Consider the following 23,389-nt stretch of genomic DNA (forward strand, 5'->3'; position numbering starts at 1 on the left):
GTTTGCTGCTCTACAGTCCTGCGCAAGACGGAAAGCACATTAAGTGCTTTCCTTTGCGTGCGGAACTCGCGACAAACTTAACCCGCGCCAGCCGGCCCCGGAGACCCTCCCGGAGGGACCCAAAAAATATTTTCAAAAAAGTTGTTGCGCGGCGAACAGACTTCTGTGTATACTAATCCCCGCAGCGCACGCGAGCGGAAACAAACGCGAACGACTGCCTGGGGAGTTAGCTCAGTTTGGTTAGAGCGCCGGCCTGTCACGTCGGAGGTCGCGGGTTCGAGCCCCGTACTTCCCGCCAACGCAATTAAAGCCACGTCTTCGGACGTGGCTTTTTGCGTTTAATAGGACAAGCGCTCGGCCGTCCCTTTCATTCTGCTCCTTGTTTCCGAGATGCGGAAATGAATTAAGTATATCGGTTTAAACAGGGGGGTTTGTTGCGCAACACTCGTTCAACGAAACAGGGGGTTAGGTTATACTAAATTCCACTGTTGGCCTAATCTGATGCAATTTGCTTTGGATTCGACCTTCAGCGGACATCTAATTCACTATTTGGTTGTCCCGGCGGTTATTTAGCGTCTCGACGTAAGCTCGGCCCCGGAGCCCGTTCGAGCTGTTCGTATTCCTTGAAAGGGGAAACATGGACATATCGAGGAAGACTGATTATGCCCTCCGCATGCTTGCGATGCTTGCCGAGGAGCCGGAGCGGTTGCTTTCTGTTCGCACTGCTGCCGAAGAGGTCAATGTTCCGTATTCGTTTGCCCGTTCGATCCAACACGGTTTGGTTCAGGCCGGTATTGTGGAGAGCCTGCGTGGCGTCCACGGCGGTATGCGTCTTAAGGTCAACCCGAGCGAGGTCACTATCCGTCAGGTCGTCGAGGCCGTTCAGGGCCCTATGGTTATGAATGATTGCACGGCACTCGATGGCGACTGTGCACGCAGGGGCACGTGCTGCTATCATCCCCTGTGGGCTGGGGCCCAGGCGCTGATGCGTGACTACCTCGATTCCGTTTCGCTGGACGATGTCGTCGCTCGCCGCCAGTTCCCCGCCGTCGATCCCAAGTTCGCCGACCGCGACGCCTTTCCCGAGTATGCCGTTTGCGCGTGTGCTTGCCGGGAGGAGTAGCGCCGCATAAGGAGTATAGCTATGATTCAGGACCCCTTTCGTTCGATGATTCGTTCGGAAGGGGTTCTGCGTTATCGCGACCTTCCGTGGCGCCGCACACGCGACCCGTACATCATCTGGCTTTCCGAGGTCATGCTGCAGCAGACGCAGGTTCCACGCGTAGAGATGCGCATGCCGGCATGGCTCGACCGCTTTCCGACCGTGCATTCTCTCGCCCAGGCCGCTCCTTCTGATGTTTTGGACGCTTGGCAGGGCATGGGCTACAACCGCCGTGCTTTGGCGCTCCATAAGGCTGCGCAGCGACTCGTGGAGGACTGGGATGGGGAGTTTCCGCGTGATACACGCGACCTGGTCGCGCTGCCCGGTATTGGGCCCGCAACGGCGCAGGGCATTCGGTCGTTTGCGTTTGATCTTCCGGGAGTGTACCTGGAGACCAATGTGCGCACGGTCTTTCTGCATCACTTCTTTCCTGACGTTCCGTCTGTTCCCGACCGCGAGCTGGTGCCGTTGATCCAGGCGGCCTGCCCGGCGGCGCCCGGTGCGGCGGCGGATGAGGCCGCTCCCTTTGCCGTGCCGCTCGACGATGCCGATACGCCGCGCGCGTGGTATTACGCGCTGCTGGATTACGGCGCGTATCTCAAAAAGACGCTGCCCAATCCGTCTAGGCGCTCGGCGGGCTACAGCCGCCAGTCCAAGTTTGAGGGCTCGCGTCGGCAAAAGCGTGCCCATATCGTGCGCATGCTGCTTGCAGCCCGCGACGGACAGCCGGCGGGCATAACGCTTGTTGAAGCTGTTGCAGGCGTTAACAAGATGGAGGCCGCAGCGGGTCGCGAACCGGTTGGTTGCGATTTTATTGCGGGCATTCTTGCCGACCTGGAGCGCGAAGGCTTTTGTCGTGCCGAAGGCGAGCGCTGGCTGAGTGTGTGATGACGCGAATTTGCAGAATAGGATAGTAAGGTTTAGATTCTCGGCATGAGGGTATCCTAAAAACAATGCCGCTCAAAGTCTGTGGGCGGCGCGTATTGAAGGGAAGTACACCTATGGATTTTGAGAATTCTCAAACCAAGAAGAACCTCGAGACCGCTTTTGCCGGTGAGTCCCAGGCGCACACCAAGTATCGTTACTATGCATCCAAGGCCAAAAAGGACGGCTACGTTCAGATTTCGAATATCTTTGCAGAGACGGCGGGCAACGAGTCCGAGCATGCCAAGCTGTGGTTTAAGTACCTGCACGACGGTGCTGTTCCGGATACGCTGGACAACCTGCGCGATGCTGCCGCGGGCGAGAACTACGAGTGGACCACGATGTATGACGAGTTCGCCAAGACCGCCGAAGAGGAGGGTTTTGCCGAGATCGCCGCGAAGTTCCGTGGCGTTGGCGCTGTCGAGAAGGCTCACGAGGAGCGCTATAACAAGCTCGTCGAGCGCATTGAATCGGGCGAGGTGTTTGAGCGCGAGGGCGTAAAGGTGTGGAAGTGCCTGAACTGCGGGCACCTGCATGTTGGTGCCAAGGCGCCCGAGGTGTGCCCGGTTTGCAACCATCCCAAGGCGTACTTTGAGGAGCAGGTGGTGAACTACTAGCGCGTGGCGCTGGCTGCGCTCCGGCTTCGGGCCGTCGCGTGCTCGCTACAGAAAAGCTGATAAGAAGTTTGTGTGCCGCCCCTTTTGGGGCGGCACGTTTTGTTTGGGGTCCCTGTCTTCACAATTTCCGTCAAGCTTTTGGTTAGGTTTTGGTCGGATGGCGCAAGGGCGAGAGGGCAAAAGATTGCTGGCGAAAAAAGCTCAAAGAAAGTGCTGGTAGGGGAGTTGTTGAACTTTTCGACAGTTTTCTGACAAAAGAATCTTTGCGGCTATTGCCGCGGATTTCGTTGCCGCGGCCGCGATGGTGCGGGATGCTGGGCGCAAGCATCGAATGCTCCTATTGAGGAGGCCAACATGGATCTGTTTCTTGAGACCCCGCAGCAACAAGCCGAGCGCATGCTGCGCCAACAGCAGCGGCTTATGGAGATGCAAATGCAAGGGGCAGCCGTCCAGCCTCCTGCGCAAAACGCCGCGCCCGCGGTATCGTCTGCGGGTGAGGTGGACCCAGGAGCCTATTCCGTACAGCAAGATTCATATGCGCAGGAGCTTGCGTTCGACAAGCGTCGTGCGCGTCGCCGTCGCTGGGCCCAGCGCCTGCGTACGCTGGCGATGATCGTGCTGATCCCGTTGGGACTCGCGGCAATCTTCTTGGCCTCATATGCCCTTACGTGCATTCTCAACGGCGCTTCGCCCAGCGAAGTGCTCCAACATTTAACAGCTCTCGGCCAGCGCCTGGGCGATGTCGTAACAACCATCCGCGCCGGCTGGGAGAGTTAGCGTTTGTCACATTAGGACTTCTAGGGTGCAGGGATTATCGCCACGAGTAGAATTCTTGCATCCTGTGGATCCTGTCGTGCGACTGAATAGTATTATTGATGATGATTAATAATAGGATTTGCTATGCATAAGCAGGATTTAGAGCAGACTCTTTTGGATATTGACGAAGAGGCGGAGCTGGAAATAGGTCCAAGAGACGATAGACCGAGCGTTGTATTGGTGGGAGGGAGTGCCTTCATGCTTAACGATGTGACGAATCGGTCGGTTACACATGACATTGATGTGTTTGAGGCAGACAGGTGCCTCCGCGAGATCATAGCTCGATATCCCGAGGTGAATGGTATGGCGGTGTCATATTGTAATCAGATGCCATTCAATTACGAAGATCGTTTGGTTCCCTTGGATATTGGGGCGCGTTTTATCAGGTACTTTACGCCATCCTTGGAAGACCTGGCGGTAATGAAGCTCTATGCCTACCGTCCGAACGACATCGTCGATCTTCATAGCCAGGCATTCGTCGACCGACTTGATTGGGGACTGCTCGAACGGCTTATATTCGACGAGGGCGAGGCGCTGGCGTCGTCGCCTTCGGAGCGGAGTTATCAAGAGATGGTCTGCGCATACAGGCAATACAAAAAGGAGGTGCTCGGTTGAATCTGACCTTTGAGGGATTCTTAAAAGGCTATTGCCGAGAGCTATCCGGACAGCAGTCACTCAGTTTTAGAAAACTGGTTAAGCAGGCGACGACGGTTGCGCCGCGCGTGGCGGAGCCCCTGTTTTTGCTCGCTTTGGCGCAGGGTAAAGCCGAATACGTTCTGGGCTTATCCGAGGGTTCGTGGATGGAAGAGGGTTACCGAGGCGTTTTGTCCTTGTACGCCCAAACGGGTAGCCTGGCATCTCTATGCGCCGAGGACAAACTCCCTAATCGTTATGCCAACGTTTGGCGTGCGTATAGAGCGGTGAAGGAAAAGCCAGTGGCGGACAGAAGGATCAACGCTCTGATGCGAAAAAGAACGTTGGGAGCGCTAGGGGAATCGGGCGTAACGCGCTACGGTCTCTGCCGCGATTTGAATCTGAATAAGGGAAACGTGTACGCATACTTAGCCGGCGATGACTCAAAGGTGAGCAGGGAGACGGCGCGCCGCATTATGGAATATGCGGAGGAGAGGGGCGCCCAAGAAGGGGCCGGGCGCCCGGTGCGTGTGGCGGGGTAAGATTGATCGCGGTTTTGATTGATGATCGATTGGGTTTGTTGGGCGGAGTCTATGTCTGCTGTTGATATTGTGCTGGTCGTGATCGCCTTGGTGGCGGTAGGAGTGGCTGTGGCTTGCGCCCTGCAGCTCAAGGGCCTTCGCGCCGAGCTGCGAGAGCGCAGCGATGGCGGTGCGGAGGCGCTGGCGGCACTCGAGCAGGCTAACAACGCGCTCGATGCCCTGAACGTCGCGCTGGCCGAAACCCGCCGCACGGCCAATGCCATCGCGCAGCAGCAGACGACAGATGCGGCCGTGGAGCAGCAACGTTACCTGAACATCGCACGCGAGTTTTCGCAAGCTGGTGACCGGATGGATGACCTGCGCCGCGAGACGGCCCAACAACTCGGTGCCAACCGCGAGGGCATCGAGCACCGCCTGGACAAGGTGCGCGAGACGGTCGATGCCCAGCTGGGTGCTATCCGCAAAGATAACAACGTGCAACTCGATCAGATGCGCGCGACGGTGGACGAGAAGCTCTCCCGCACGCTCAACGATCGCCTGTCGGCATCGTTTAAGCAGGTGAGCGACCAGCTCGAGGCCGTGTACAAGGGCCTGGGCGACATGCAGTCCATCGCCACCGGCGTGGGCGACCTTAAGCGCGTGCTGGGCAACGTAAAGGCGCGTGGCATTTTGGGCGAGGTGCAGCTGGGTGCAATCCTGGCGGACATCCTCACGCCCGACCAGTATCTGGAAAACGTCGCCACCAAGCCCGGCGCCTCGGAGCGCGTTGAGTTTGCCGTCAAGCTGCCAGTAGACGAGGACGATCCCGTGCTGCTGCCGATCGACTCCAAATTCCCGGGCGATGCGTACGAGCATCTGCTCGACGCCCAGGAGTCGGGTGACGCTGAGGCCGTCGCCGCTGCGCGTAAGACGCTCGATGCCATGGTCAAGCGCGAGGCCAAGGACATCTGCGAAAAGTACCTGAGTGTGCCGGCAACGACCAACTTTGGCATTATGTTCGTGCCGTTTGAGGGGCTGTACGCCGAGGTTGTCAGTCGTCCGGGACTTATCGAGACCCTGGGCCGCGACTATCACGTCAACGTTGCCGGTCCCAGCACCATGGCGGCTATCCTTAACAGTCTACAGATGAGCTACCAGACGTTTAGGCTGCAAAAACGCACCGATGACGTGCTGCGCGTGCTTTCTGCCGTCAAGGCCGAGCTGCCGCGCTATCAGGCGGCGCTGCGCCGCGCCCAGCAGCAAATCGAGACCGCGGGAAAGACGGTCGAGGGCATCATCACCACGCGCACCAACGTCATGGAGCGCAAGCTCAAGGACATCGACGCGCTGGAAGACGCCGACCAAGCTGATGTGATCTTGGGACTCACGCCCGCGGGCCTTCTCACAGACCAAGAAGACGAGGAATAATTACAACAAGACGGTGGGGCGCCGGCGCAAACGCGGGCACCCCGCTGCTTTTCGCATCGTGCTTGCCTGAAGTGCGCTTTATTATGCAACAATGACGTTTAGCCCCGCCAGATGTGAAAGGAAGCCCATGTCACAGAGAAGCACCAGTCCGCTCAAACGCTCAACCGTGCGCCGCACGCTACAGCGTTTTTGGGACGTCACGCGCACGCAGCCGCTGATCGTCTTTCTTTCGGTGCTCTCGTCGGCGGGCTACATCTTTTTGCTCACGTTTGCCAACACCTACGTGATGGCGCTTATCGTCGACCGCGTCCAGGCCGGCCCCGTGGCGGGCGACCGGGTGTTTGAGGTCTTTGGCCCCTACATTCTGGCGCTCGTGCTCGTTAACCTAGTGGGCCAAATCCTCTCCAAGCTGCAGGACTACACCGTCTACAAGCTCGAGATTGCGGGCAACTATCACTTGGCGCGCCTGTGCTTCGACACGCTCTCCAATCAATCCATGACATTCCACACCAGCCGTTTTGGCGGATCGCTTGTGAGCCAGACGAGCCGTTTTATGAGCGGCTACACGGGGCTGGTGGACGTGACGGTGTATTCGCTCATTCCCACTATCACCTCGGTTGTCTGCACGGTGGCGGCGCTCGCTCCGGTGGTGCCGACGTTTACCGTGATCCTGGTGGGCATTATGGTCGTCTACATTGCGTTTGTCTGGCTCATGTATAAGCGCATCATGCCGCTTTCGGCCGCGACGTCCGCCGCGCAGAACAAGCTGTCGGGCGTGCTTTCCGACGCGGTCACGAACATCCTGGCCGTCAAGACCTGCGGACGCGAAGACTTTGAGCGCGACCTGTTCGATGCTGCCGACCGCGCCGCGCGCGACGCCGAAACGGTTTCGATGCACGCCATGATGCAGCGCAACTTTACAACCTCGGGCCTTATCGTCATCACCATGGCCGTGGTGAGCGTGTTCGTCGCGGGCGGCAACGCGTGGTTTGGCATCTCGGCCGGCGCGCTCGTCATGATCTTTACCTATACGTACAACCTCACCATGCGTCTGAACTACGTAAGCTCCATGATGCAGCGCATCAACCGCGCGCTGGGCGATGCGGCCGAGATGACGCGCGTGCTGGACGAGCCGCGTCTGGTGGCAGACGACGAGAACGCTCCCGAGCTCAAGGTGGGCGAGGGCGCGATTGATTTTGAGCACCTGAGCTTTGCATACCGCGACGCCGCGGCGGGCGAGAGCGTGTTCGACGACCTGACACTTCATGTGGCGGCGGGTCAGCGCGTGGGCCTGGTGGGCAAATCGGGCTCGGGCAAGACGACGCTCACCAAACTGTTGTTGCGCCTGGACGACGTACAGGGCGGTCGCGTACTCGTGGACGGTCAGGATGTCTCGCGCTGCACGCAGCAGAGCCTGCGCCGCCAGGTCGCCTACGTGCCGCAGGAGGCGCTGCTGTTTCACCGCTCCATTCGCGAGAACATCGCCTACGGCCGCCCCGATGCCACCGACGAACAGATCCGCGAGGCGGCCCGCTTGGCCAATGCCCTGGAGTTTATCGACCGCCTGCCCCGGGGCTTTGACACCATGGTGGGCGAGCGCGGCGTTAAGCTTTCGGGCGGTCAGCGCCAGCGCGTGGCCATCGCCCGTGCCATCCTCACCGACGCGCCGATTCTGGTGCTCGACGAGGCGACCTCTGCCCTGGATAGCGAGTCCGAGGCACTGGTGCAGGAGGCGCTTGAGAACCTGATGCGCGGCCGCACCTCCATTGTGGTGGCACATCGCCTGTCCACCGTGGCGGCGCTCGACCGCATCGTGGTGCTGGCGGACGGCGAGATTGTCGAGGACGGTACGCATGCGCAGCTTGTCGAGGCAGGCGGCGAGTATGCGAGCTTGTGGGGCCGCCAGACCGGCGCATTTTTGGAGGCGTAAAGACCCCATACGTGGGACAATCGTGCCCATAGGTTTGTTATGTCGCTGAGCTGAGGAGTCGTTATGCCACGCGAGACCAATGCCGCCAAACGCGAGCGCGCCGTTGAGGTGTGCGAGCGCCTCAACCGTCGCTATGGCCCGGTTGAGTGTTTTTTGGACCACGAGAATCCCTATAGGCTGCTCATAGCGGTGTTGCTCTCGGCGCAGACGACCGACGCGCAGGTCAACAAGGTGACGCCGAAGCTGTTTGCCCAGTGGCCCACGCCCGAGGCCATGGCGGGGGCGAGCGTTGCCGATGTGGCAGATACCATTAAGTCGCTCGGCTTCTATAAGAGCAAGGCCAAGCACGCCGTGGAGGCCGCACAGATGATTGTCGCCGATTACGGCGGCGAGGTGCCGGCCGACATGAAGGAGCTTGTCAAGCTGCCGGGCGTTGGGCGCAAGACGGCGAACATTGTGCTCAACGTGGGGTTTGGCATTGTCGAGGGCATCGCGGTCGATACGCACGTCAACCGCATCGCGCACCGTCTGATGCTGAGTCCCAAGACGCACGCCAAAGAGCCGCTCAAGACCGAGCAGGATCTGCTCAAGATCTTGCCGCACGAGTATTGGGAGTCGGTCAACCACCAGTGGATCACCTTTGGCCGCGAGATCTGCGATGCCCGCAAACCCAAGTGCGACGGGTGCCCACTGGCAGACCTTTGCCCCAGTGTACGGGTGGCTCAATAGCTTTTTGCAAACTTTTTTGCAAAAAAGTCTCAAACTTTCTTCATTGCTAACGGGGGCACTTTTACTAACGGAGACCCCAACCAGTGTTATTCGACGAATGAAAACGGCGAGATTAATCAGCCCGCTTCTCCGGTGCGCGATGGATACGTCTTTGACGGCTGGTATTATGACGGCAGTTTTACCAATGCTGTCGATTTTTCCCAGCCCCTTCAGGGCGGTGCAGATCACTTCGTGCTGTTCGCCAAGTGGACTGAGGCTTCCTCGAAGGTGCTTAATGTGACCTACGAAGCCAATGGCGGTCAGTTCGCCGACGGCAACGATACTATGCAGGTCGTAACCGATACTAACGGTATCGCACGCCTGCCGCTTCAGCCAACCCGCGAGGGCTATGACTTCCTTGGTTGGTCGTACGATCGCGACGGAAATGACCCCGTCGACTTCACGAAGGCTATCGTTGCGGGCAGCGGTCACGCGACCCTTTATGCCCAGTGGAAGCAGAACAACGAGAAGACGGTTCTCTATGTTGCCAATGGTGGCGCTTTCGCCGATGGCAATGAGACCATGGAGGGCGTTACCGACAGCAACGGCGTCGCCCGCCAGCCCCTGGCCCCGACCCGCAAGGGCTACACCTTCACCGGCTGGACCTACGACCGCGAGGGCACCGATCCTGTCGACTTCACCAAGCCTATCCCGGGTAGCGGTCAGCACGTTACGTTCTTCGCTCAGTGGGCAGAGCTTGCTAACAATGAGAAAGACGTCCTCTACTTCACCAACGGCGGTGTGTTCGCTGATGGCAACGAAGTTCTCCAGGGCGTGACCGATGCCGACGGCGTCGCCCGCCAGCCCCTGGCCCCGACCCGCGAGGGCTACACCTTCGCCGGCTGGACCTACGACTCCGAGGGCACCGACCCGGTCGTCTTCAGCAAGCCCGTCCAAGGCGGCGGTGACCACGTGACGTTCTACGCCCAGTGGACCAAGAACGAGACGCCTGCTGTCCAGACGCACAAGGTCAATTTCTATGTTGATGGTTCCACCACTACGGTTGAGGTCGAGGACGGCAAGACTGTTGCTCAGCCCAGTGATCCTTCCATCGACGGCTTCAACTTTGTCGGCTGGTCTTCTTCCAAGGAGTCCTTTAAGAAGTTTGACTTCTCTACTCCTATCACTGAGGACACCACTGTCTACGCTTTCTTTACCGCTAAGACCCCCAAGTCCGAGACTTTGAAGAAGGATGAGGGCAAGAAGCAGGTTACTGCTGACAAGAAGGACGAGGCTAAGGCCGAGAAGAAGGACGCCGCCGCCCTCCCTACCACTGGCGACCCGATCTTTGTAGTGACCTCAGCTGCTTCCCTTGCCGGCGCCGTGGCTGCCGCCGTGGGCATGTACATGACCAAGCGTCGCGAGCACTAATCTCTGCTAGCGTTTACCTCCGGGCTTAATTAGCCCAAACCTGATAGTCGCGTGGGGACCCGACCCCCACGCGGCTTTTATGTTTTAGTTATCTTGCGTAAGTTTTGTCGGCTCCTGCATCCGTATTTAGATGTCCGCGTCATATAAAGGAGCGCCGCTGCGATGCGTGCAGCGGCGCTCCTTTGAGTTGATTCTTATTGTATGTGCTCGGCCCTAGGCCAGCGCGCGTACGTTTGAGGAGATCTTCAGCACCAAAAACTCGGTCGAGGAACCCAGCTTGAGCAGGTCGCCGTCGTGGATAGGAATCTGACTGTCCTCGTCATCGGCGGTGCGCAGCGAGCGTGGCTTTTCGATAACGGTGGTCGTGCCGTTGCGTGTCACCAGCACCGTTCCGTTGGTGGAGTGAAGGCCGCTCGCGAGCCACGTGCCGTTAGAAAATGCTACACGCAGGTGCCGGCGGGATACATCGGGTCCTACGTTGGTGATGGCGTTTTGGTCGTGTGCAAAAGAGCCAAGTACCGTACCCTCGGGCTCGAGGCTCAAAGGATAGATTGGCGGCAAGGCCGAGCCGTCTTTCGCAAGCCTGAGCAGCCCCAGTTTTGCAGGAGGCTCGTTGACCTTGCGGTTAGTGCCTTGTGCCTGGACGACCTCGGCGGTCTCGAGCGTGCCAAAGGTCTGGGCCAGTTGCGTTATGGCAAAGTCTTTGACCTCGGAGGCGGCGGCGTTGGGATCGGCCAAGCATCCGCAGACCGTTAGCGCAAGAAGCTCCAAAAGGCGCCGGTCGCTTTGCTTGAGGCCCGGCATGACGGCGATGCGGTCAAAGATATTGCGCAGGATGGAACCATCGAGCCCCCAGTGTTCGAGCGACGTCGCCATGCGCTCGAGGGCACGCGTCGTAATGGCTTGCTGGCGAGCGTTGGCGGCCGCTGGACTGCTGCCGCTGGCGATTTTTGCAGCGGCAGCCAAGTTCTGGACGCTCTGCGAAAAATCGGCAAACATCTCGGGGTCGATCTTGTCGGTACCCGGAACGACGTGCACCACGCGTCGCGATAGAAACGTCTTTTCGGCAATGCGAAACCTTGGGGCCGGTTTGGCGTCCATCGGCTTGTCCGAAACCAAGATGCGCGCCGCTTCTCGATTATTGATCTGCAGGTCGCACTTAAGGAAATCAAAGAGCACCTCGGAAGGTGTTTCCGCGCGCATGATGCGAGGCTCCTTTCTGGTATCCGGTGAAGGTATTAGATGCAAAAGCCGGGTAGGACATAGGTCTTTTGGTCTGGTTTGTTTCCGGGCGTTGCCCAGCTAAACACGTCGCCGTCTCTTCCAACGCGGTTAAAGTACGTCGAGTTGGCGCCCTCGCTGCAGTCGGCGCTGGGGGTGCGCTCCCAGTAGTAGATCTTTTTGCCGGCGACGGTGCGGATCATGGCGTCGTTGGTGGTCAGACCGCTTACGCTCTGCTCGCGATAGAGCTGGTACTGCTCGCCTTCTCCGCTGTAGAGGGTAGAAAGGTACTCGTAGCCTTCTGCGAACGTTTCGGGCGCCTGGTAGCCGCACAGCTCGCTCATGGACGGCAGCCACAGCTTGTCATCGGTGGCGGTGATGCTGGAGGCGTCTTTGGTGCCGCCGGTGTTGTTGGTGAGCTTTCGCACCGAGCGAATCTGATTGCGGAGATCGTCGGGCAGCGTAGCCATGCCCTTGTCCGCCAACCATTCACGAAGCGACGATTGCTCCCAGCCACCCGTCGCGGCGCTGTCGTTTACGGCGCGCATGGCGATGGGGGTACGGAACATAAAGGTGATGCCAGCGGGAAGGCCGTCATCGGTGAGTGTGTCTGCCTTAAAGCCCACGATCTGGATTTGTGCCTTGGTCCCGTCGGAAAGCCTGACGGTCTTGGTGTTCTCGTTTTCGAGCGACTGCTTGCTGTTTACCAGGTGGTAGGTTTCGGCAATCTCGAGCACCTTTTTGCTGGAAGATGTCTCTTGGATTTTGCGGGAGATCAGGGCGAGTTCTTCCCAGGTGTAATCGTCGAGTGACGGCTTGATGCCGTGCGCCAGGTCGATAAGCCCCCAGCATCCCGTGGCAATGGCAGAGCCTGCTATGCCGGCAACGCAGACGCCGCCGAGCACGAGCGCAGCGCGACGCGAGATGACTGGGTGACGCGTCTGAGCCTTGTCGGAGCAGGAAGGCTTCGGTTGCTGGCTAATGTCGATCGGGGTGGGCAGCGGCGTGCGCGGCTCAAAATCGATGTCTTTAATCCAGGCATCGAGCTTGCCGACAATCGTAGACAGCGGCGCGCGCTGGGACTGCTCGTTATGGATGCCGCTCATGATGACATCGACAAGCATTTGGTCGCCTGGTACGCGTGCCTCAAGCGGCTCGTGCTCGTGCTCGATCTTGTACAGGTAGGGCGACTGGTCCATATGCTCGTTTAGGCGATATGGCGTGTGGCCGGCATAGAGCGTGTAGAGTACGCTGCAGAGCTCGTATGTATCGATGCTGGGCGACGTACGCAGCGGCGCCAGCTCGGGGATGTCGTTGGAGAGCATCTCGGGTGGGGCGAACTCGGGGGTGCCGTTGCGCCAGATGCCGGTGGACATGGTAAACGAGGGGTCTGAGCGCTTGATGCTCGAGCTGCCCAGATCGACCAGGCAAAGGTCAAAACTGCAGTGTGCAATCTGCTGGGCAAGGGACCGGCACGTCGTGCGAATGATGATATTGCGCAAGGAGATATCACGGTGTACAAACGGCGCATCGAGCTTTTGGGCACCCAGGAGAATCTCTCCCAGGCGTTTTCCAATCGCGGCGACGGTGTTTGCGGGAATGTGGCCGCCCTCGGCGGGGTCGGTTAGCTCTGCCGCAGCATCGCGAAGGGGCAGGCCTTCAATCCACTCCATAACGATGACCGGTACGGAGCCGGTATAGCCGTAGCCATAGGTTTTGGGAAAGCCGTCCAACAGTGAGACGGCTGCAAGATTGCGATACTCCTCGGTAAGCGTCTTGATGTCCGAGGGGCTGACGGCGGAGCCGTCTTCATCACAGCCGCTGAGGGGCCACAGCGTCTTGAGCGCAAAGGTCTCGCCCTCGGTGTTGGCGACCTTGCGAAGATGGTGGGAACCGCCGCCGACTGCCCCGCAATCCAACAGGGTGGTAAAGCGGCGAATAGTATCGGGGTCTTCGGTGGTCGCAAACATGGCGTTTGGTTCAAAGGGGGACAACGCGATGATATTCATATCCGTGTCGTACGTCACGGGGCGATCCTTTCGAGAAAAAAGTGCATGGCGATAATGTTAGTGAAAAGGTAGCGCAACCGTTGCCTTAATCGAAAAGGTGCCGTTATTTGCATGGGTTGATGCAAATAACGGCACCTTGTGCGTCGAAGATGTGTGGGCGGGCTAGTCTGTGATGCGAATGACCAAGAAGCGCGTCGTGGCGCCCAAGCAAAGCGTGTCTCCGTTGTGAATCTCGACGGGGGTGTTGGCAAAGTTGGCGGGGCGCTCGCGTCTAGGCGGTTCGATAGCCTGTCGGCAGCGATCGACGCCCGAGATCAAAAACGATCCGTTGGTGGAGCCGAGGCCCTGCGCAAGCCAGCGTCCGTCTTGGAGCCAAATGCGCAGGTGCTGACGCGAGACATCGGAATCGACGTCGGTGATGGCGTTCTCGTCGCTCGTCAGCGACCCGATAATGCTGCCCGCCGGGTCCGTGGTAAGGGGATGCAACGGCGGTCGTGCCGAGTTGCCCACGACGCGCAGCAGCCCCAGGCGAATGTCTCCCGTGGGGCGCGCGGTTGTCGAGAAAAATGAGGTGACGGTTGTCTCGACCGTGCCGAGTGTCGAGAGCATCTGGTCGGACACAAAGGACTCGGTGTATTCGATGGCGCGGGCGGGGTCGCCAAGGCAGCCGGTAACGATAAAAAAGACCATATGGATGTAGAAGCGATCTTTAATGTCACTATCGTCAGCGGTCTCGATGCGCTCGACGCCGTTTTTAAAGAGCATGCCGTCGACGCCGCAATTGGTAAGGGCATCCTGCATGTCTGGGGCGCACGATTCCATATAGCGTTTAGCGACCTTGCTCAGCGATTGGGGGTCGGAGCCTCGGTTTTGTATGATGAGGTTGAGTATCTGGCGCGCACTTTGTTCAAAGGGCGCAAACAGCGACTCGGGAAGGTCACCGGGTTTGGCGTGAACGATTTCGCGTGAGATAAACGACGGGACCATCAAGCGTTCGGAGATGAGGCGTCCACCGTAACGGGCGTTGCCGTCCATGAGAATTTGCGCGGCGTTACCGTTGTTGATGCGACCGAGTGACTTGAGCCCGGCGTACAGTGCACAAGATGGAGTGTCGGCCATTTGTTTTCACCCCCCCCCCTCATCAAAAAGTGACATTGTATACGCAAGTATCTTCAATTATAGGCGCTTTTCAGCTCGAAATGCTCGCCAGGGGGCGCGGACGGTGTAAATTGCTGCCAGAAGACAGCAAATTAAAAAGCGGAAAGCGGATTAATAAGCTGGGAAACGCGTTGGCAAGACCGTTGTGGGCAACATTTGGCATGATGTCGCTTTGGCTTTTGGTCACGGGACCGTGCGGTACCATAAGCGTCAATGAACTTTGACGCACGACCCGCCGAGCTTGCCCCGGCGGGCTTTTGGCGTTGCGATGCCGGAGGAACAGCATGCTCATTCACCGTATAGCCGCGCAGCTCTACACTGCCGAGGCCTTGCAGACCGTCGAGGCCGGGCTCGACGCCGGCGAGGATGTGACGCTGGCCGTGTCGCAGTCGGGCCGCACGCTTATGGCGGCTGCTCAGTTTGCGCGCCGCCCGCGCCCTACGGTCTACATTGTGAGCGGCGAGGACGCGGCCGATCGCGCCGCGCGCAGCCTGGCCGCCTACGTGGGCCTGGCGCACGTGTGCCGCTTTCCCGAGCGCAAGGACTATCCGTGGCGCGAGCAGGCACCCGACGATGCCGTGGTGGCGCAGCGCTGCGAGGCTCTGGGGCGTATCGTGCGCGGGGACAACTGCATCATGGTTGCCTCGGCCCGCGCGCTGCTGCGTTGCGTGCCGCCAGTCGAGAGCTGCTACTGGGAGTCCACGACCTTTGCGGTGGGCGAGGAGATTCCTTTTGACGAAGTGCCGCAGCGCCTGGTGGGCATGGGCTACACCAATGCCGGCGCCGCCGACGCACCCGGCCTGTTCCGCGTGCACGGCGACACCGTCGAGGTATTCCCCGCACAAGAGAAAGCGCCCGTGCGCATTGAGTTCTTTGGCGACGAAATTGATCGCATTCGCCGTATGGTGAGCTCTACGGGCCAAACCATCGGCAACGAGGACAGCATCGAGATCTTCCCGTGCCGCGAGCTGGCGCTTACCGACGAAGCCGTTCACAACATGCACGTGGCGCTCTATCGCGCAAGCCAGAGCGACAGCAAGCTGGCGGCACTGCTCGAGATGGTTGATGCGCGTATCGTCACACCCGAGCTCGACCGCTTTTTGCCGGTGATGTACGGCCAGACCGTGAGCCCGTTGGCGCACGTGAGCGGCAAGGCGCTTGTGGTTCTGTCCGAGCCGCGCTCGCTGTTCGACGACTGCCTGCGTGCCTACGAGGATATCGAGGCGCGCGCCGGCGAGGCGGGGATTGACCGCTTGGACGGCCTGTACGTGCGCGCCCAGCAGCTCGACTTTGGTGCTCAGCAGCGCCTGAACTACGTGAGCCTGATCCGCGCCGGCGGTGCGGTTACGGCAGAGCTCAAGATTGAGCAGCCGGCTATCGCAGGCTCGGACAACCGCTTTATGACGCGCGTTCAGGAAGTCGTGGGCAAGCGCTATGCCTGCGTGTTTGCCATTCCCGACCGCGGAGCGCGCGAGTCGATGGAGCTCACCTTTGGCGACGAGGGCATTACCTTTGAGGAGTCGCTGACGGCCGCCCCCGAAAACGCCGGTGTTATTGGCGAGCGCGTACGCGTGGCAGCGGCAGATTCTGCCGACCGTGCTGCCCGCCAGGAGGCCCATGCTGCAATTCGCGAGCGCAAGGCCGACGCGCTCAACGCCCGCTCGCTCGAGGCGGGCGCCGCCCAGGCTGCCGCCGGTGCTGCCGTACCCACCATCTCGCGCGGACGCGTGACCTTTGTGGATGCCGCCCTGCCGCAGGGCGTGGTGGTGCCCGATGCCAACCTAGCCGTGTTCTCGATCGCCGATCTCAATGCCCGCATGGACGCCAACCGCGCGCGCAGCCGTCGCAAGGTGGACATTACGCAGATCACGTTTCCGTTTAAGCCGGGCGACTACGTGGTGCACGCTACCCACGGCATCGCGCTCTTTAGCGAGATCGCGCGCCAGGAAGTGGGCGGCAAGGAGCGCGACTACTTTTTGCTGGAATATGCCGACGGCGACAAGCTCTACGTGCCGCTTGAGCAGGTCGACCGCATCACGCGCTATGTTGGTCCCGACGGCGACAAGCCGCGCCTGACTAGGCTCAATACCGCCGACTGGACGCGTGCCACCAACAAGGCGCGCAAGAACGCCAAAAAGCTGGCGTTTGACCTGGTCGATCTGTATACGCGCCGTTCGTCGATTACCGGTATCGCCTGCCCGCCCGATACGCCCGAGCAGATCGAGATGGAGGAGAGCTTTCCTTACGACGAGACGCGCGACCAGCTGGAGGCCATCGCCGATATTAAGGCCGACATGGAGGCGCCCAAGCCCATGGACCGCCTGCTGTGCGGCGACGTGGGCTTTGGCAAGACCGAGGTTGCCCTGCGCGCGGCGTTTAAGTGCGTGGACTCCGGCCGTCAGGTCATGGTGCTCTGCCCCACGACCATTCTGGCCCAACAGCACTACGAGACCTTCTTTGAGCGCTTTGCCCCGTTTGGCCTCGAGGTCGAGGTGCTCAGCCGCTTTCGCACGCCGGCGCAGCAGAAGCGCGCGCTCAAGGCGTTTGCCGAGGGCACGATCGACGTGCTCATCGGCACGCACCGCCTGCTTTCGGCCGATGTGAACCCCAAGAACCTGGGTTTGGTGATCATCGACGAGGAGCAGCGCTTTGGCGTGCAGCACAAGGAGCAGCTCAAGAACCTGCGCGAGCAGATTGACGTGCTCACGCTTTCGGCAACGCCTATTCCGCGAACCATGCAGATGGCCACGAGCGGCGTGCGCGACATGAGCCTGATCACCACGCCACCGACCGGGCGCCGCCCCGTGATCGTGCACGTGGGGGAGTACGACCCCGACGTGGTGAGCGCGGCGATTCGCCTGGAGGTGGGCCGCGGCGGCCAGGTGTACTACGTGTCCAACCGCGTCAAGACCATCGACGACGCCGTGGCACGCGTACACGAGGCCGCGCCCGAGGCGCGCGTGGGCGTGGCGCACGGCAAGATGAGCCCGCGCGAGGTCGAGGACGTCATGATCGAGTTCGCGACCAAAAAGATCGACGTGCTCATCGCCACGACCATCGTGGAGAGCGGCATAGACAACGCGACCGCCAACACGCTGATCATCGAGGATTCGCAGCGCTTGGGCCTGGCGCAGCTCTACCAGCTCAAGGGCCGCGTGGGCCGTTCTGCCACGCAAGCCTACGCGTACTTTATGTTCCCGGGCGAGCTGCCGCTCACCGAGGAGGCTACGGCACGCCTGACCGCACTCTCCGAGTTCCAGGACCTGGGCAGCGGCATGCGCATCGCCATGCGCGACCTGGAGATCCGCGGCGCCGGCTCGCTCATGGGCGCCGAGCAACACGGCAACCTGTCGAGCGTGGGCTTTGACCTGTTTACGCAGATGCTGGGCCAGGCCGTGGCCGAGGCGCGCGGCGACGACGATGCCGGTGTGGAGGCGGCGAGCGTGGGCATCAACCTGCCGGCCGACTACTTCTTGTCCGAGGAGTACCTGCCGGCGGTGGATCAGCGCGTGCTCGTATACCGTAAGCTTGCGGCGGCCGGGGACCTGGAGAGCATCGACGAGGTGCAGGAAGAGACCGAGGCCGCGCATGGCGAGCTGCCGTTGGCGGGACTCAACCTGTTCAATCGCGCGCGAATCCGCATTCGCGGCGAGCGCCTGGGGCTCGAGAGCGTTACGCTCAGCGGCGGTCGCATCACGTTTTTGGGCGTCGACGTTCCCAAGAAGGTGGCCTATGAGCTTAAGACCCGCTATGGCGCGGTAAACTTCCCCAAGAGCCGCAAACTGTCGGTGCCCTACAAGGCGGGCGCCGGCGCGGGCAGCGGCCTGGGTCGCGGTCTCGACGCCAACGACGGTACCGGCCCCGTGGCCGCGGCACTCATGCTGCTGCAGCAGCTGGGCACGTCCGACGATGACTAACGGGTCGACGTCGTAAACGCCCCATTTGGGCAATCTGGTTCCATCGAAAGGAAAGCATGTTCGGGTACATCTATAAGAAAGATGCCGCTGCTATCGCGGTTATCCTTGCCCTCTGCCTGGGCGTGGGCAGTTTCTTCGATTATCAGATCTCGAGCGCGCTGTTCAACATCGGCAGTATGTACGGCCGCTTTATCGAGGCGACCGGCGAGCTGCCGTTTGAGCTGACGGCGAGCGTCGCGGGCGTTATGCTCGTGCGCGCGGTGCGTCCCGACTCCAGGGGGAGCAAATGGCTCGCCGTGCTCGGCATCCTCGTCAATGTTGGCCTGACCGGCTACGAGATCGTTTCGTCCCTGAGGGTTGGCGGCAAACTCATCGTGGCTCAGTTGGTGCTGACGTTTGTGCTGGCCATCGTCGCCAACCTTATCGTCTATCGCCTCACGCGCACGACCGAGCCCGACGAGCTCACACGCTGGGCGCTCATGGTGCTTGCCGTGTGGGTCGCTCAGGCCATCATCCTCAACGTGATCGTCAAGCCGCTGTGGTCGCGCCCGCGCATGCGCGTGATCGAGGTGACGCCGGGGCTCGAGTTTCAGCCGTGGTGGGTGATCGGCAACCCCGACAAGCGGGCCTATATTGCCGCCGGTGTAGTCAAGGACGGCTTTAAGTCGTTTGCGAGCGGACACGCGGCACACGCGGCGATCGGCCTTATGCTCGCCGGGCTTCCCGCAGCGGCCTTTAAGGAAAAGCCGTCGCGTCGTCGTGTGGTCTTTTGGACGGCGGCTGTGATTGTGGCGTTCGTCGCGTTTGGCCGCATCGTGATCGGAGCGCACTTTTTGAGTGATGTGATCTGCGGTTTTGCTCTGGTGCTGGCACTTGAGTGCCTTGCCGCGCGCATTGCCTATCCCAGCGGCGTACAATAGCTCCGTTTGAATCATCTGGCCGATACCCGGTAAGAGAGGATTGCCATGCTCGCGTTCAACAACGATTATTCCCACGGCGCACACCCGGCGGTGCTGCAGGCGCTCGTCGACACCAATATGGAGCCACAGCCCGGATACGGTACCGATGCGCATACCGAGCGTGCCAAGCAGCTTATCCGCGAGGCCTGTCAGGCCCCCGATGCCGACGTGTTTTTTCTGGTGGGCGGCACGCAGGCCAACGCGACGGTGATCGACATGCTGCTCGCGCCGTACGAGGGCGTCGTTGCTGCCGAGACTGGCCACGTCGCCTGCCACGAGGCGGGCGCCATCGAGTTTGGCGGCCACAAGGTGCTCACCATCCCCGGCTACGAGGGCAAGATGCACGCCGAGGACCTTGAGAACTATATCCAGGTGTTCTACGAAAACGAGAGCTACGAGCACACGGTGTTTCCGGGTGCCGTGTACGTGAGCCTATCGACCGAGTACGGCACGTTGTACTCCAAGGCCGAGCTCGCGGCGATTCACGCAGTGTGCCAGAAGCGCGAGATTCCGCTGTTTGTGGATGGCGCCCGCCTGGCCTATGCGCTGGCGGCCGATGAGTGCGACATTACCCTGCCCGAGCTGGCGCAGCTGTGCGACGTGTTCTACATCGGCGGTACCAAGTGCGGCGCGCTCTGCGGAGAGGCTGTGGTGTTCTGCGGTATGCACGCCCCGGCGCATCCCATTCCGCGTATTAAGCAGCATGGCGCGCTGCTTGCCAAAGGCCGCCTGACGGGCGTGCAGTTTGAGGCGCTCTTTACCGACGGCCTGTATTTTGAGATTGGTCGCCAGGCGATCGAGACGGCTCAGGCGCTGCGTCGCGTGCTGCACGAGCGCGGCTACCAGTTCTTCTTGGAGACGCCGACCAACCAGCAGTTTGTGATTCTGCCCAACGAGGACATGGCCCGCATTCGCGAGCATGCCTCGATTGAGTACTGGGAAAAGTACGACGAGACCCACACGGTGGTGCGCTTTTGCACCAGCTGGGCCACGACGCAGGAGGACATCGACGCGTTGGCGGCTGTCCTGTAGCCTGATGTAGTGACAAGGGGCTGCCCTGCGCCTGAGCTTGGCGCAGGGCAGCCTTTGTTTTTGAGGGGGAAGGGTTGTATGACCGAAATGTCCGAGCCGACGATTCGCCTGGCGACGCCCGACGATGCGCCGGCGTTGCTTGCCATCTATGAGCCGTATGTGCGCCAGACGGCGATTACCTGCGAATACGAGGTTCCGAGCGTTGAGGAGTTCGCCGGGCGTATCGAGCGTACGCTCAAGCGATACCCGTATTTGGTGATGGAGCTGGACGGGCGTCCGGTAGGCTATGCCTATGTGAGTCCGCTCAACAGCCGCGAGGCATACGACTGGTCGGTCGAGACGTCGATCTACCTGGCGCGCGATGTGCGCCACGGCGGGCTGGGCCGCAAGCTGCACGATGCGCTCAAGCAATGCCTGATTGCGATGGGCATCACCAACATGTGCGCGCTCATCGCCGTGCCGCACGACAAGGACGACGAGTATCTGACGCACAACAGTCAGGATTTCCATGCCCATATGGGGTATCGCCTGGTGGGCACCTTCGACCGCTGCGCCCAAAAGTTCGGTCGCTGGTACGATATGTGTTGGATGGAGTTGGTCCTAGCCGAGCGCACACCCAACCAACCCAAACCAACCTGGTTCCCCGACCTCCCCAAACCTACCATTTAGGGACAGGTTTATTTTGGCAGGTTAGCCGATGGGTTCGGTGTATTTGGCGCGGTCGGTACGTTGGATGCGCTTGGAGACATGGAGCGGTCGGCCGTCGGTGTCGTAGACGTAGTCGGTGATCAGGATCAGCGCCTGCCCGCGCTCAACGTTGAGCAAAAACGCCTCGTTTTGCGAGGCATAGCACACCTCAAAGGTCTTATGCCCCTGTGCCGGTGCGCGATGGAACTCCTGTCGCAGCGTGGCGTAGAGCGAACCGTTGATATCGCGATCGATGAGCGTCTCGAAGCTTGGCGGCAGGTAGGTGGTCTCCAGGCACAGCGGCGCGTCGTCCAGGTAGCGCAGGCGGACAAGTTTGACGAGCTTGCTGCCCACGGCGGCGTCAAAGAACTTGGCTATGCTGCCGGCCGCCTTGGCAAAGCCCGAGTCCACGGTGCGCGTGGTGGGCTTCATGCCCTGGCCTTCGACCTGCTTGGTATAGCTCGAAAACACCAGGTTGTTCTCGTGGAGCGCGGGCGTGTCGGCCACAAAGGCGCCACGCCCGCGCTCGGTGCGCACCAGGCCCTCATCAACGAGCACCTTAAGGGCGTGGCGTACGGTGCTGCGTGACAGCCCCGATTCGTCCATGAGTTCCATCTCGGACGGCAGCTTGTCTCCGCGCGCATACGTGCCGGCAGCGATGCGATCGCGCAGCGTGCCCGCCAAGCGCTCGTATTGGGTCAGTTTCTTTTTAGATGTGACGCCCATATTACCAACCTATATCTAACCTGTATGCTTACCTAAGCAAGCATGTATTTAATAAAACAATAAAACTGCTGGTAGCGAGCTACCGAAAACCGCAGCAGCAAAATTTCTAAGACAAATATAGCATACAACTAGTCGACATAACCAAAACATGTATGTAACTTGTATGCCTGTGATGAGCATCAAACGAGAAGAAAGGCTGATGCACGATGACTACTCAGGAACAGGTTAAGGATGTCGTCTCCCAGGTTTTGGCCGACAAGGCAGACAAGGGCGGCATCAAGCGCGTCGTGTGGATTGGCGCCGGCGGATCCAACGGCGGTAACTATCCTGCCCAGTACTTTATGGAGCACGAGGCCACGCAGGTCGTGAGCTCCAGCTACACCAGCAACGAGTTCGTGCACGCCACGCCCGCCTATGTCAACGAGAACACCTTGGCCGTCGTCGTGTCCATGCGCGGCACCAAGGAGACTATCGTCGCCGCCCAGGTGGCCAAGGACCACGGCGCCAGCACCATCGCCATCTATGTTGACGAATCCGCCCTCACCGAGGTCTGCGACTACAAGATCCAGTACGACAGCTTGGCCGTCGACGAGTCCTGCATGGGCCGCACCAACTCCGCCGTCGTGACCATGATCGCCATGGAGCTCACGCAGCAGACCGAGGGCTATGCCGAGTACGAGACCGCCATGGCCGCCTTCGACTTGGTCGACCCCATCTATCGCAAGGCCGTCGAGTACACCCGTCCGCTCGCTGCCAAGTGGGCCGAGCAGAACGCCGACAAGCCCTGCATCAACGTGATGGCTCAGGGTCCGCTCTTTGGTGCCGCCTACGTCTTTAGCATCTGCAACGTGCAGGAGATGCTGCAAATCGACTCCTGCACCATCAACACCTGCGATTTCTTCCATGGCCCCTTCGAGATCCTGGACAAGCGTACCTCGCTGCTCCAGCTCATCAGCGTCGGCCGCAGCCGCTGCAACGACGAGCGCGGCATCCGCTTCGTCAACCAGTACGGTGGCGAGCGCGTCTATCAGCTCGACGCCAAGGAGCTCGGCCTCAACGACATCAAGGACAGCGTGAGCGAATACTTCAACCACCTGATCTTCGCGCCGATCCTCAACAACGTCTACATGCGCGCGCTCTCTGCCGTCACCCACAAGGACTATATGACGCGCCGCTACATGTGGAAGCTCGACTACTAGGAGTTACGCGGTTTTGCCAAACCGCGTAACGGCTCGACGCTGCAAACCCGCCAGAGCGGCAATCTGCCTTTCAACTTCGGCGGCATGACCAGAAGGTCAATGCCGCCTCGCTTCAAGGCACCTTGCTCGCTCTGGCGGGTTTTCGCTCATATGACCCAATCCGCTGTCAAGAGCCACAATGGTCCCGCCGACCGCTTGCAATCGGTCGGCGGGGCCTGCCGTTAACCCGTCCCGGTCCGCCCCCGGCATGTCATCGACGCCTTCGGCTCAGTCTCATATCCGCGGATACCGTTCTGTCGGCCCGCACTCCA

General features: G+C 60.3%; 20 protein-coding genes and 1 tRNA gene. 16 read left to right on the forward strand and 5 right to left on the reverse strand.

From position 1 onward, the window contains the following. Window positions 1-220: 220 nt before the first annotated feature. From ACTNBY_RS08690 to rbr, 4 genes are all read left to right on the forward strand, one after another. Window positions 221-298, forward strand: a tRNA-Asp gene (locus tag ACTNBY_RS08690). 339 nt (window positions 299-637) lie between these two features. Continuing rightward, the gene (locus ACTNBY_RS08695; protein WP_154518481.1) at window positions 638-1,123 is read left to right on the forward strand and encodes an RrF2 family transcriptional regulator; all 486 of its coding nucleotides are present in this window, start codon (window positions 638-640) and stop codon (window positions 1,121-1,123) included. Between the two features lie 21 nt (window positions 1,124-1,144). Then, the gene (locus tag ACTNBY_RS08700; protein WP_427796179.1) at window positions 1,145-2,050 is read left to right on the forward strand and encodes an adenine glycosylase; all 906 of its coding nucleotides are present in this window, start codon (window positions 1,145-1,147) and stop codon (window positions 2,048-2,050) included. 113 nt (window positions 2,051-2,163) lie between these two features. Next, the gene (rbr, locus tag ACTNBY_RS08705; protein WP_154518486.1) at window positions 2,164-2,703 is read left to right on the forward strand and encodes a rubrerythrin; all 540 of its coding nucleotides are present in this window, start codon (window positions 2,164-2,166) and stop codon (window positions 2,701-2,703) included. Window positions 2,704-2,845: 142 nt separating this feature from the next. Here rbr and ACTNBY_RS08710 read toward each other — a convergent pair whose 3' ends face one another. Continuing rightward, complete coding sequence (locus tag ACTNBY_RS08710; RefSeq protein WP_154518490.1) at window positions 2,846-3,031, reverse strand: hypothetical protein; 186 nt, start codon at window positions 3,029-3,031, stop codon at window positions 2,846-2,848. 26 nt (window positions 3,032-3,057) lie between these two features. Here ACTNBY_RS08710 and ACTNBY_RS08715 point away from each other — a divergent pair, with 26 nt between their 5' ends. From ACTNBY_RS08715 to ACTNBY_RS08745, 7 genes are all read left to right on the forward strand, one after another. After that, on the forward strand, window positions 3,058-3,480 hold the full coding sequence (locus ACTNBY_RS08715) for a hypothetical protein (protein ID WP_154518493.1): 423 nt from the start codon (window positions 3,058-3,060) through the stop codon (window positions 3,478-3,480). A 123-nt stretch (window positions 3,481-3,603) separates the two neighbouring features. Continuing rightward, entirely contained in the window at window positions 3,604-4,134 is a 531-nt protein-coding gene (locus ACTNBY_RS08720) for a DUF6036 family nucleotidyltransferase (protein WP_441064174.1), read from the forward strand. Next, window positions 4,131-4,694 carry a hypothetical protein gene (locus ACTNBY_RS08725; RefSeq protein ID WP_427719501.1) on the forward strand — a complete coding sequence of 188 codons (564 nt, stop codon included), beginning with the start codon at window positions 4,131-4,133 and terminating at the stop codon, window positions 4,692-4,694. Before ACTNBY_RS08720 ends, ACTNBY_RS08725 begins: the two co-directional genes overlap by 4 nt. Before the next feature lie 51 nt (window positions 4,695-4,745). Beyond that, window positions 4,746-6,101 carry a DNA recombination protein RmuC gene (locus tag ACTNBY_RS08730; protein ID WP_441064175.1) on the forward strand — a complete coding sequence of 452 codons (1,356 nt, stop codon included), beginning with the start codon at window positions 4,746-4,748 and terminating at the stop codon, window positions 6,099-6,101. Between the two features lie 127 nt (window positions 6,102-6,228). After that, window positions 6,229-8,031: an ABC transporter ATP-binding protein gene (locus tag ACTNBY_RS08735; RefSeq protein ID WP_441064177.1), complete on the forward strand. Its 1,803-nt coding sequence runs from the start codon at window positions 6,229-6,231 to the stop codon at window positions 8,029-8,031. Between the two features lie 63 nt (window positions 8,032-8,094). Further along, on the forward strand, window positions 8,095-8,760 hold the full coding sequence (gene nth / locus ACTNBY_RS08740) for an endonuclease III (protein WP_441064179.1): 666 nt from the start codon (window positions 8,095-8,097) through the stop codon (window positions 8,758-8,760). 42 nt (window positions 8,761-8,802) lie between these two features. Then, window positions 8,803-10,170: an InlB B-repeat-containing protein gene (locus ACTNBY_RS08745; RefSeq protein WP_441064188.1), complete on the forward strand. Its 1,368-nt coding sequence runs from the start codon at window positions 8,803-8,805 to the stop codon at window positions 10,168-10,170. Between the two features lie 213 nt (window positions 10,171-10,383). Here the strand turns inward: ACTNBY_RS08745 and ACTNBY_RS08750 are convergent, their stop codons facing one another. From ACTNBY_RS08750 to ACTNBY_RS08760, 3 genes are all read right to left on the reverse strand, one after another. After that, window positions 10,384-11,373 carry an FHA domain-containing protein gene (locus ACTNBY_RS08750; RefSeq protein WP_441054378.1) on the reverse strand — a complete coding sequence of 330 codons (990 nt, stop codon included), beginning with the start codon at window positions 11,371-11,373 and terminating at the stop codon, window positions 10,384-10,386. A gap of 35 nt (window positions 11,374-11,408) precedes the next feature. After that, a complete protein-coding gene (locus ACTNBY_RS08755) occupies window positions 11,409-13,418 on the reverse strand; it encodes a DUF6273 domain-containing protein (RefSeq protein WP_441064180.1) in 2,010 nt (669 codons plus the stop codon). A gap of 144 nt (window positions 13,419-13,562) precedes the next feature. Further along, window positions 13,563-14,519 (reverse strand): FHA domain-containing protein, encoded by a 957-nt coding sequence (locus ACTNBY_RS08760; protein ID WP_441064182.1) that lies wholly within the window; start codon window positions 14,517-14,519, stop codon window positions 13,563-13,565. A 323-nt stretch (window positions 14,520-14,842) separates the two neighbouring features. Between ACTNBY_RS08760 and mfd the strand changes: the two genes are divergently transcribed. The 4 genes from mfd (at window position 14,843) to ACTNBY_RS08780 (ending at window position 21,135) form a co-directional block, all read left to right on the forward strand. Then, window positions 14,843-18,475 carry a transcription-repair coupling factor gene (gene mfd, locus ACTNBY_RS08765; RefSeq protein WP_441064183.1) on the forward strand — a complete coding sequence of 1,211 codons (3,633 nt, stop codon included), beginning with the start codon at window positions 14,843-14,845 and terminating at the stop codon, window positions 18,473-18,475. Window positions 18,476-18,531: 56 nt separating this feature from the next. Then, window positions 18,532-19,395 (forward strand): phosphatase PAP2 family protein, encoded by an 864-nt coding sequence (locus ACTNBY_RS08770; RefSeq protein ID WP_441064185.1) that lies wholly within the window; start codon window positions 18,532-18,534, stop codon window positions 19,393-19,395. Between the two features lie 45 nt (window positions 19,396-19,440). After that, window positions 19,441-20,466, forward strand: a complete 1,026-nt coding sequence (locus ACTNBY_RS08775; RefSeq protein WP_118271027.1) for a threonine aldolase family protein — start codon at window positions 19,441-19,443, stop codon at window positions 20,464-20,466. A 78-nt stretch (window positions 20,467-20,544) separates the two neighbouring features. Continuing rightward, window positions 20,545-21,135 carry an N-acetyltransferase family protein gene (locus ACTNBY_RS08780; RefSeq protein ID WP_427793957.1) on the forward strand — a complete coding sequence of 197 codons (591 nt, stop codon included), beginning with the start codon at window positions 20,545-20,547 and terminating at the stop codon, window positions 21,133-21,135. A 21-nt stretch (window positions 21,136-21,156) separates the two neighbouring features. Here the strand turns inward: ACTNBY_RS08780 and ACTNBY_RS08785 are convergent, their stop codons facing one another. Beyond that, window positions 21,157-21,879, reverse strand: coding sequence for a GntR family transcriptional regulator (locus ACTNBY_RS08785; protein ID WP_427747834.1), 723 nt, complete (start codon window positions 21,877-21,879; stop codon window positions 21,157-21,159). Window positions 21,880-22,085: 206 nt separating this feature from the next. Here ACTNBY_RS08785 and ACTNBY_RS08790 point away from each other — a divergent pair, with 206 nt between their 5' ends. Further along, window positions 22,086-23,078, forward strand: coding sequence for an SIS domain-containing protein (locus ACTNBY_RS08790; RefSeq protein WP_441064187.1), 993 nt, complete (start codon window positions 22,086-22,088; stop codon window positions 23,076-23,078). Window positions 23,079-23,389 lie beyond the last annotated feature (311 nt).

Source organism: Collinsella sp. HCP28S3_E12, from assembly GCF_052065595.1.
In the GTDB taxonomy this organism is placed as follows: Bacteria; Actinomycetota; Coriobacteriia; order Coriobacteriales; family Coriobacteriaceae; genus Collinsella.

Coding starts and splice junctions, on each gene's coding strand:
- ACTNBY_RS08770 (WP_441064185.1), top strand. CDS start 18,532: ATGTTCGGGTACATCTATAAGAAAGATGCCGCTGCTATCGCGGTTATC.
- ACTNBY_RS08695 (WP_154518481.1), top strand. CDS start 638: ATGGACATATCGAGGAAGACTGATTATGCCCTCCGCATGCTTGCGATG.
- ACTNBY_RS08715 (WP_154518493.1), top strand. CDS start 3,058: ATGGATCTGTTTCTTGAGACCCCGCAGCAACAAGCCGAGCGCATGCTG.
- ACTNBY_RS08750 (WP_441054378.1), bottom strand. CDS start 11,373: ATGCGCGCGGAAACACCTTCCGAGGTGCTCTTTGATTTCCTTAAGTGC.
- ACTNBY_RS08775 (WP_118271027.1), top strand. CDS start 19,441: ATGCTCGCGTTCAACAACGATTATTCCCACGGCGCACACCCGGCGGTG.
- ACTNBY_RS08780 (WP_427793957.1), top strand. CDS start 20,545: ATGACCGAAATGTCCGAGCCGACGATTCGCCTGGCGACGCCCGACGAT.
- ACTNBY_RS08710 (WP_154518490.1), bottom strand. CDS start 3,031: ATGCTTGCGCCCAGCATCCCGCACCATCGCGGCCGCGGCAACGAAATC.
- ACTNBY_RS08760 (WP_441064182.1), bottom strand. CDS start 14,519: ATGGCCGACACTCCATCTTGTGCACTGTACGCCGGGCTCAAGTCACTC.
- rbr (WP_154518486.1), top strand. CDS start 2,164: ATGGATTTTGAGAATTCTCAAACCAAGAAGAACCTCGAGACCGCTTTT.
- ACTNBY_RS08720 (WP_441064174.1), top strand. CDS start 3,604: ATGCATAAGCAGGATTTAGAGCAGACTCTTTTGGATATTGACGAAGAG.
- mfd (WP_441064183.1), top strand. CDS start 14,843: ATGCTCATTCACCGTATAGCCGCGCAGCTCTACACTGCCGAGGCCTTG.
- ACTNBY_RS08700 (WP_427796179.1), top strand. CDS start 1,145: ATGATTCAGGACCCCTTTCGTTCGATGATTCGTTCGGAAGGGGTTCTG.
- ACTNBY_RS08730 (WP_441064175.1), top strand. CDS start 4,746: ATGTCTGCTGTTGATATTGTGCTGGTCGTGATCGCCTTGGTGGCGGTA.
- nth (WP_441064179.1), top strand. CDS start 8,095: ATGCCACGCGAGACCAATGCCGCCAAACGCGAGCGCGCCGTTGAGGTG.
- ACTNBY_RS08790 (WP_441064187.1), top strand. CDS start 22,086: ATGACTACTCAGGAACAGGTTAAGGATGTCGTCTCCCAGGTTTTGGCC.
- ACTNBY_RS08735 (WP_441064177.1), top strand. CDS start 6,229: ATGTCACAGAGAAGCACCAGTCCGCTCAAACGCTCAACCGTGCGCCGC.
- ACTNBY_RS08785 (WP_427747834.1), bottom strand. CDS start 21,879: ATGGGCGTCACATCTAAAAAGAAACTGACCCAATACGAGCGCTTGGCG.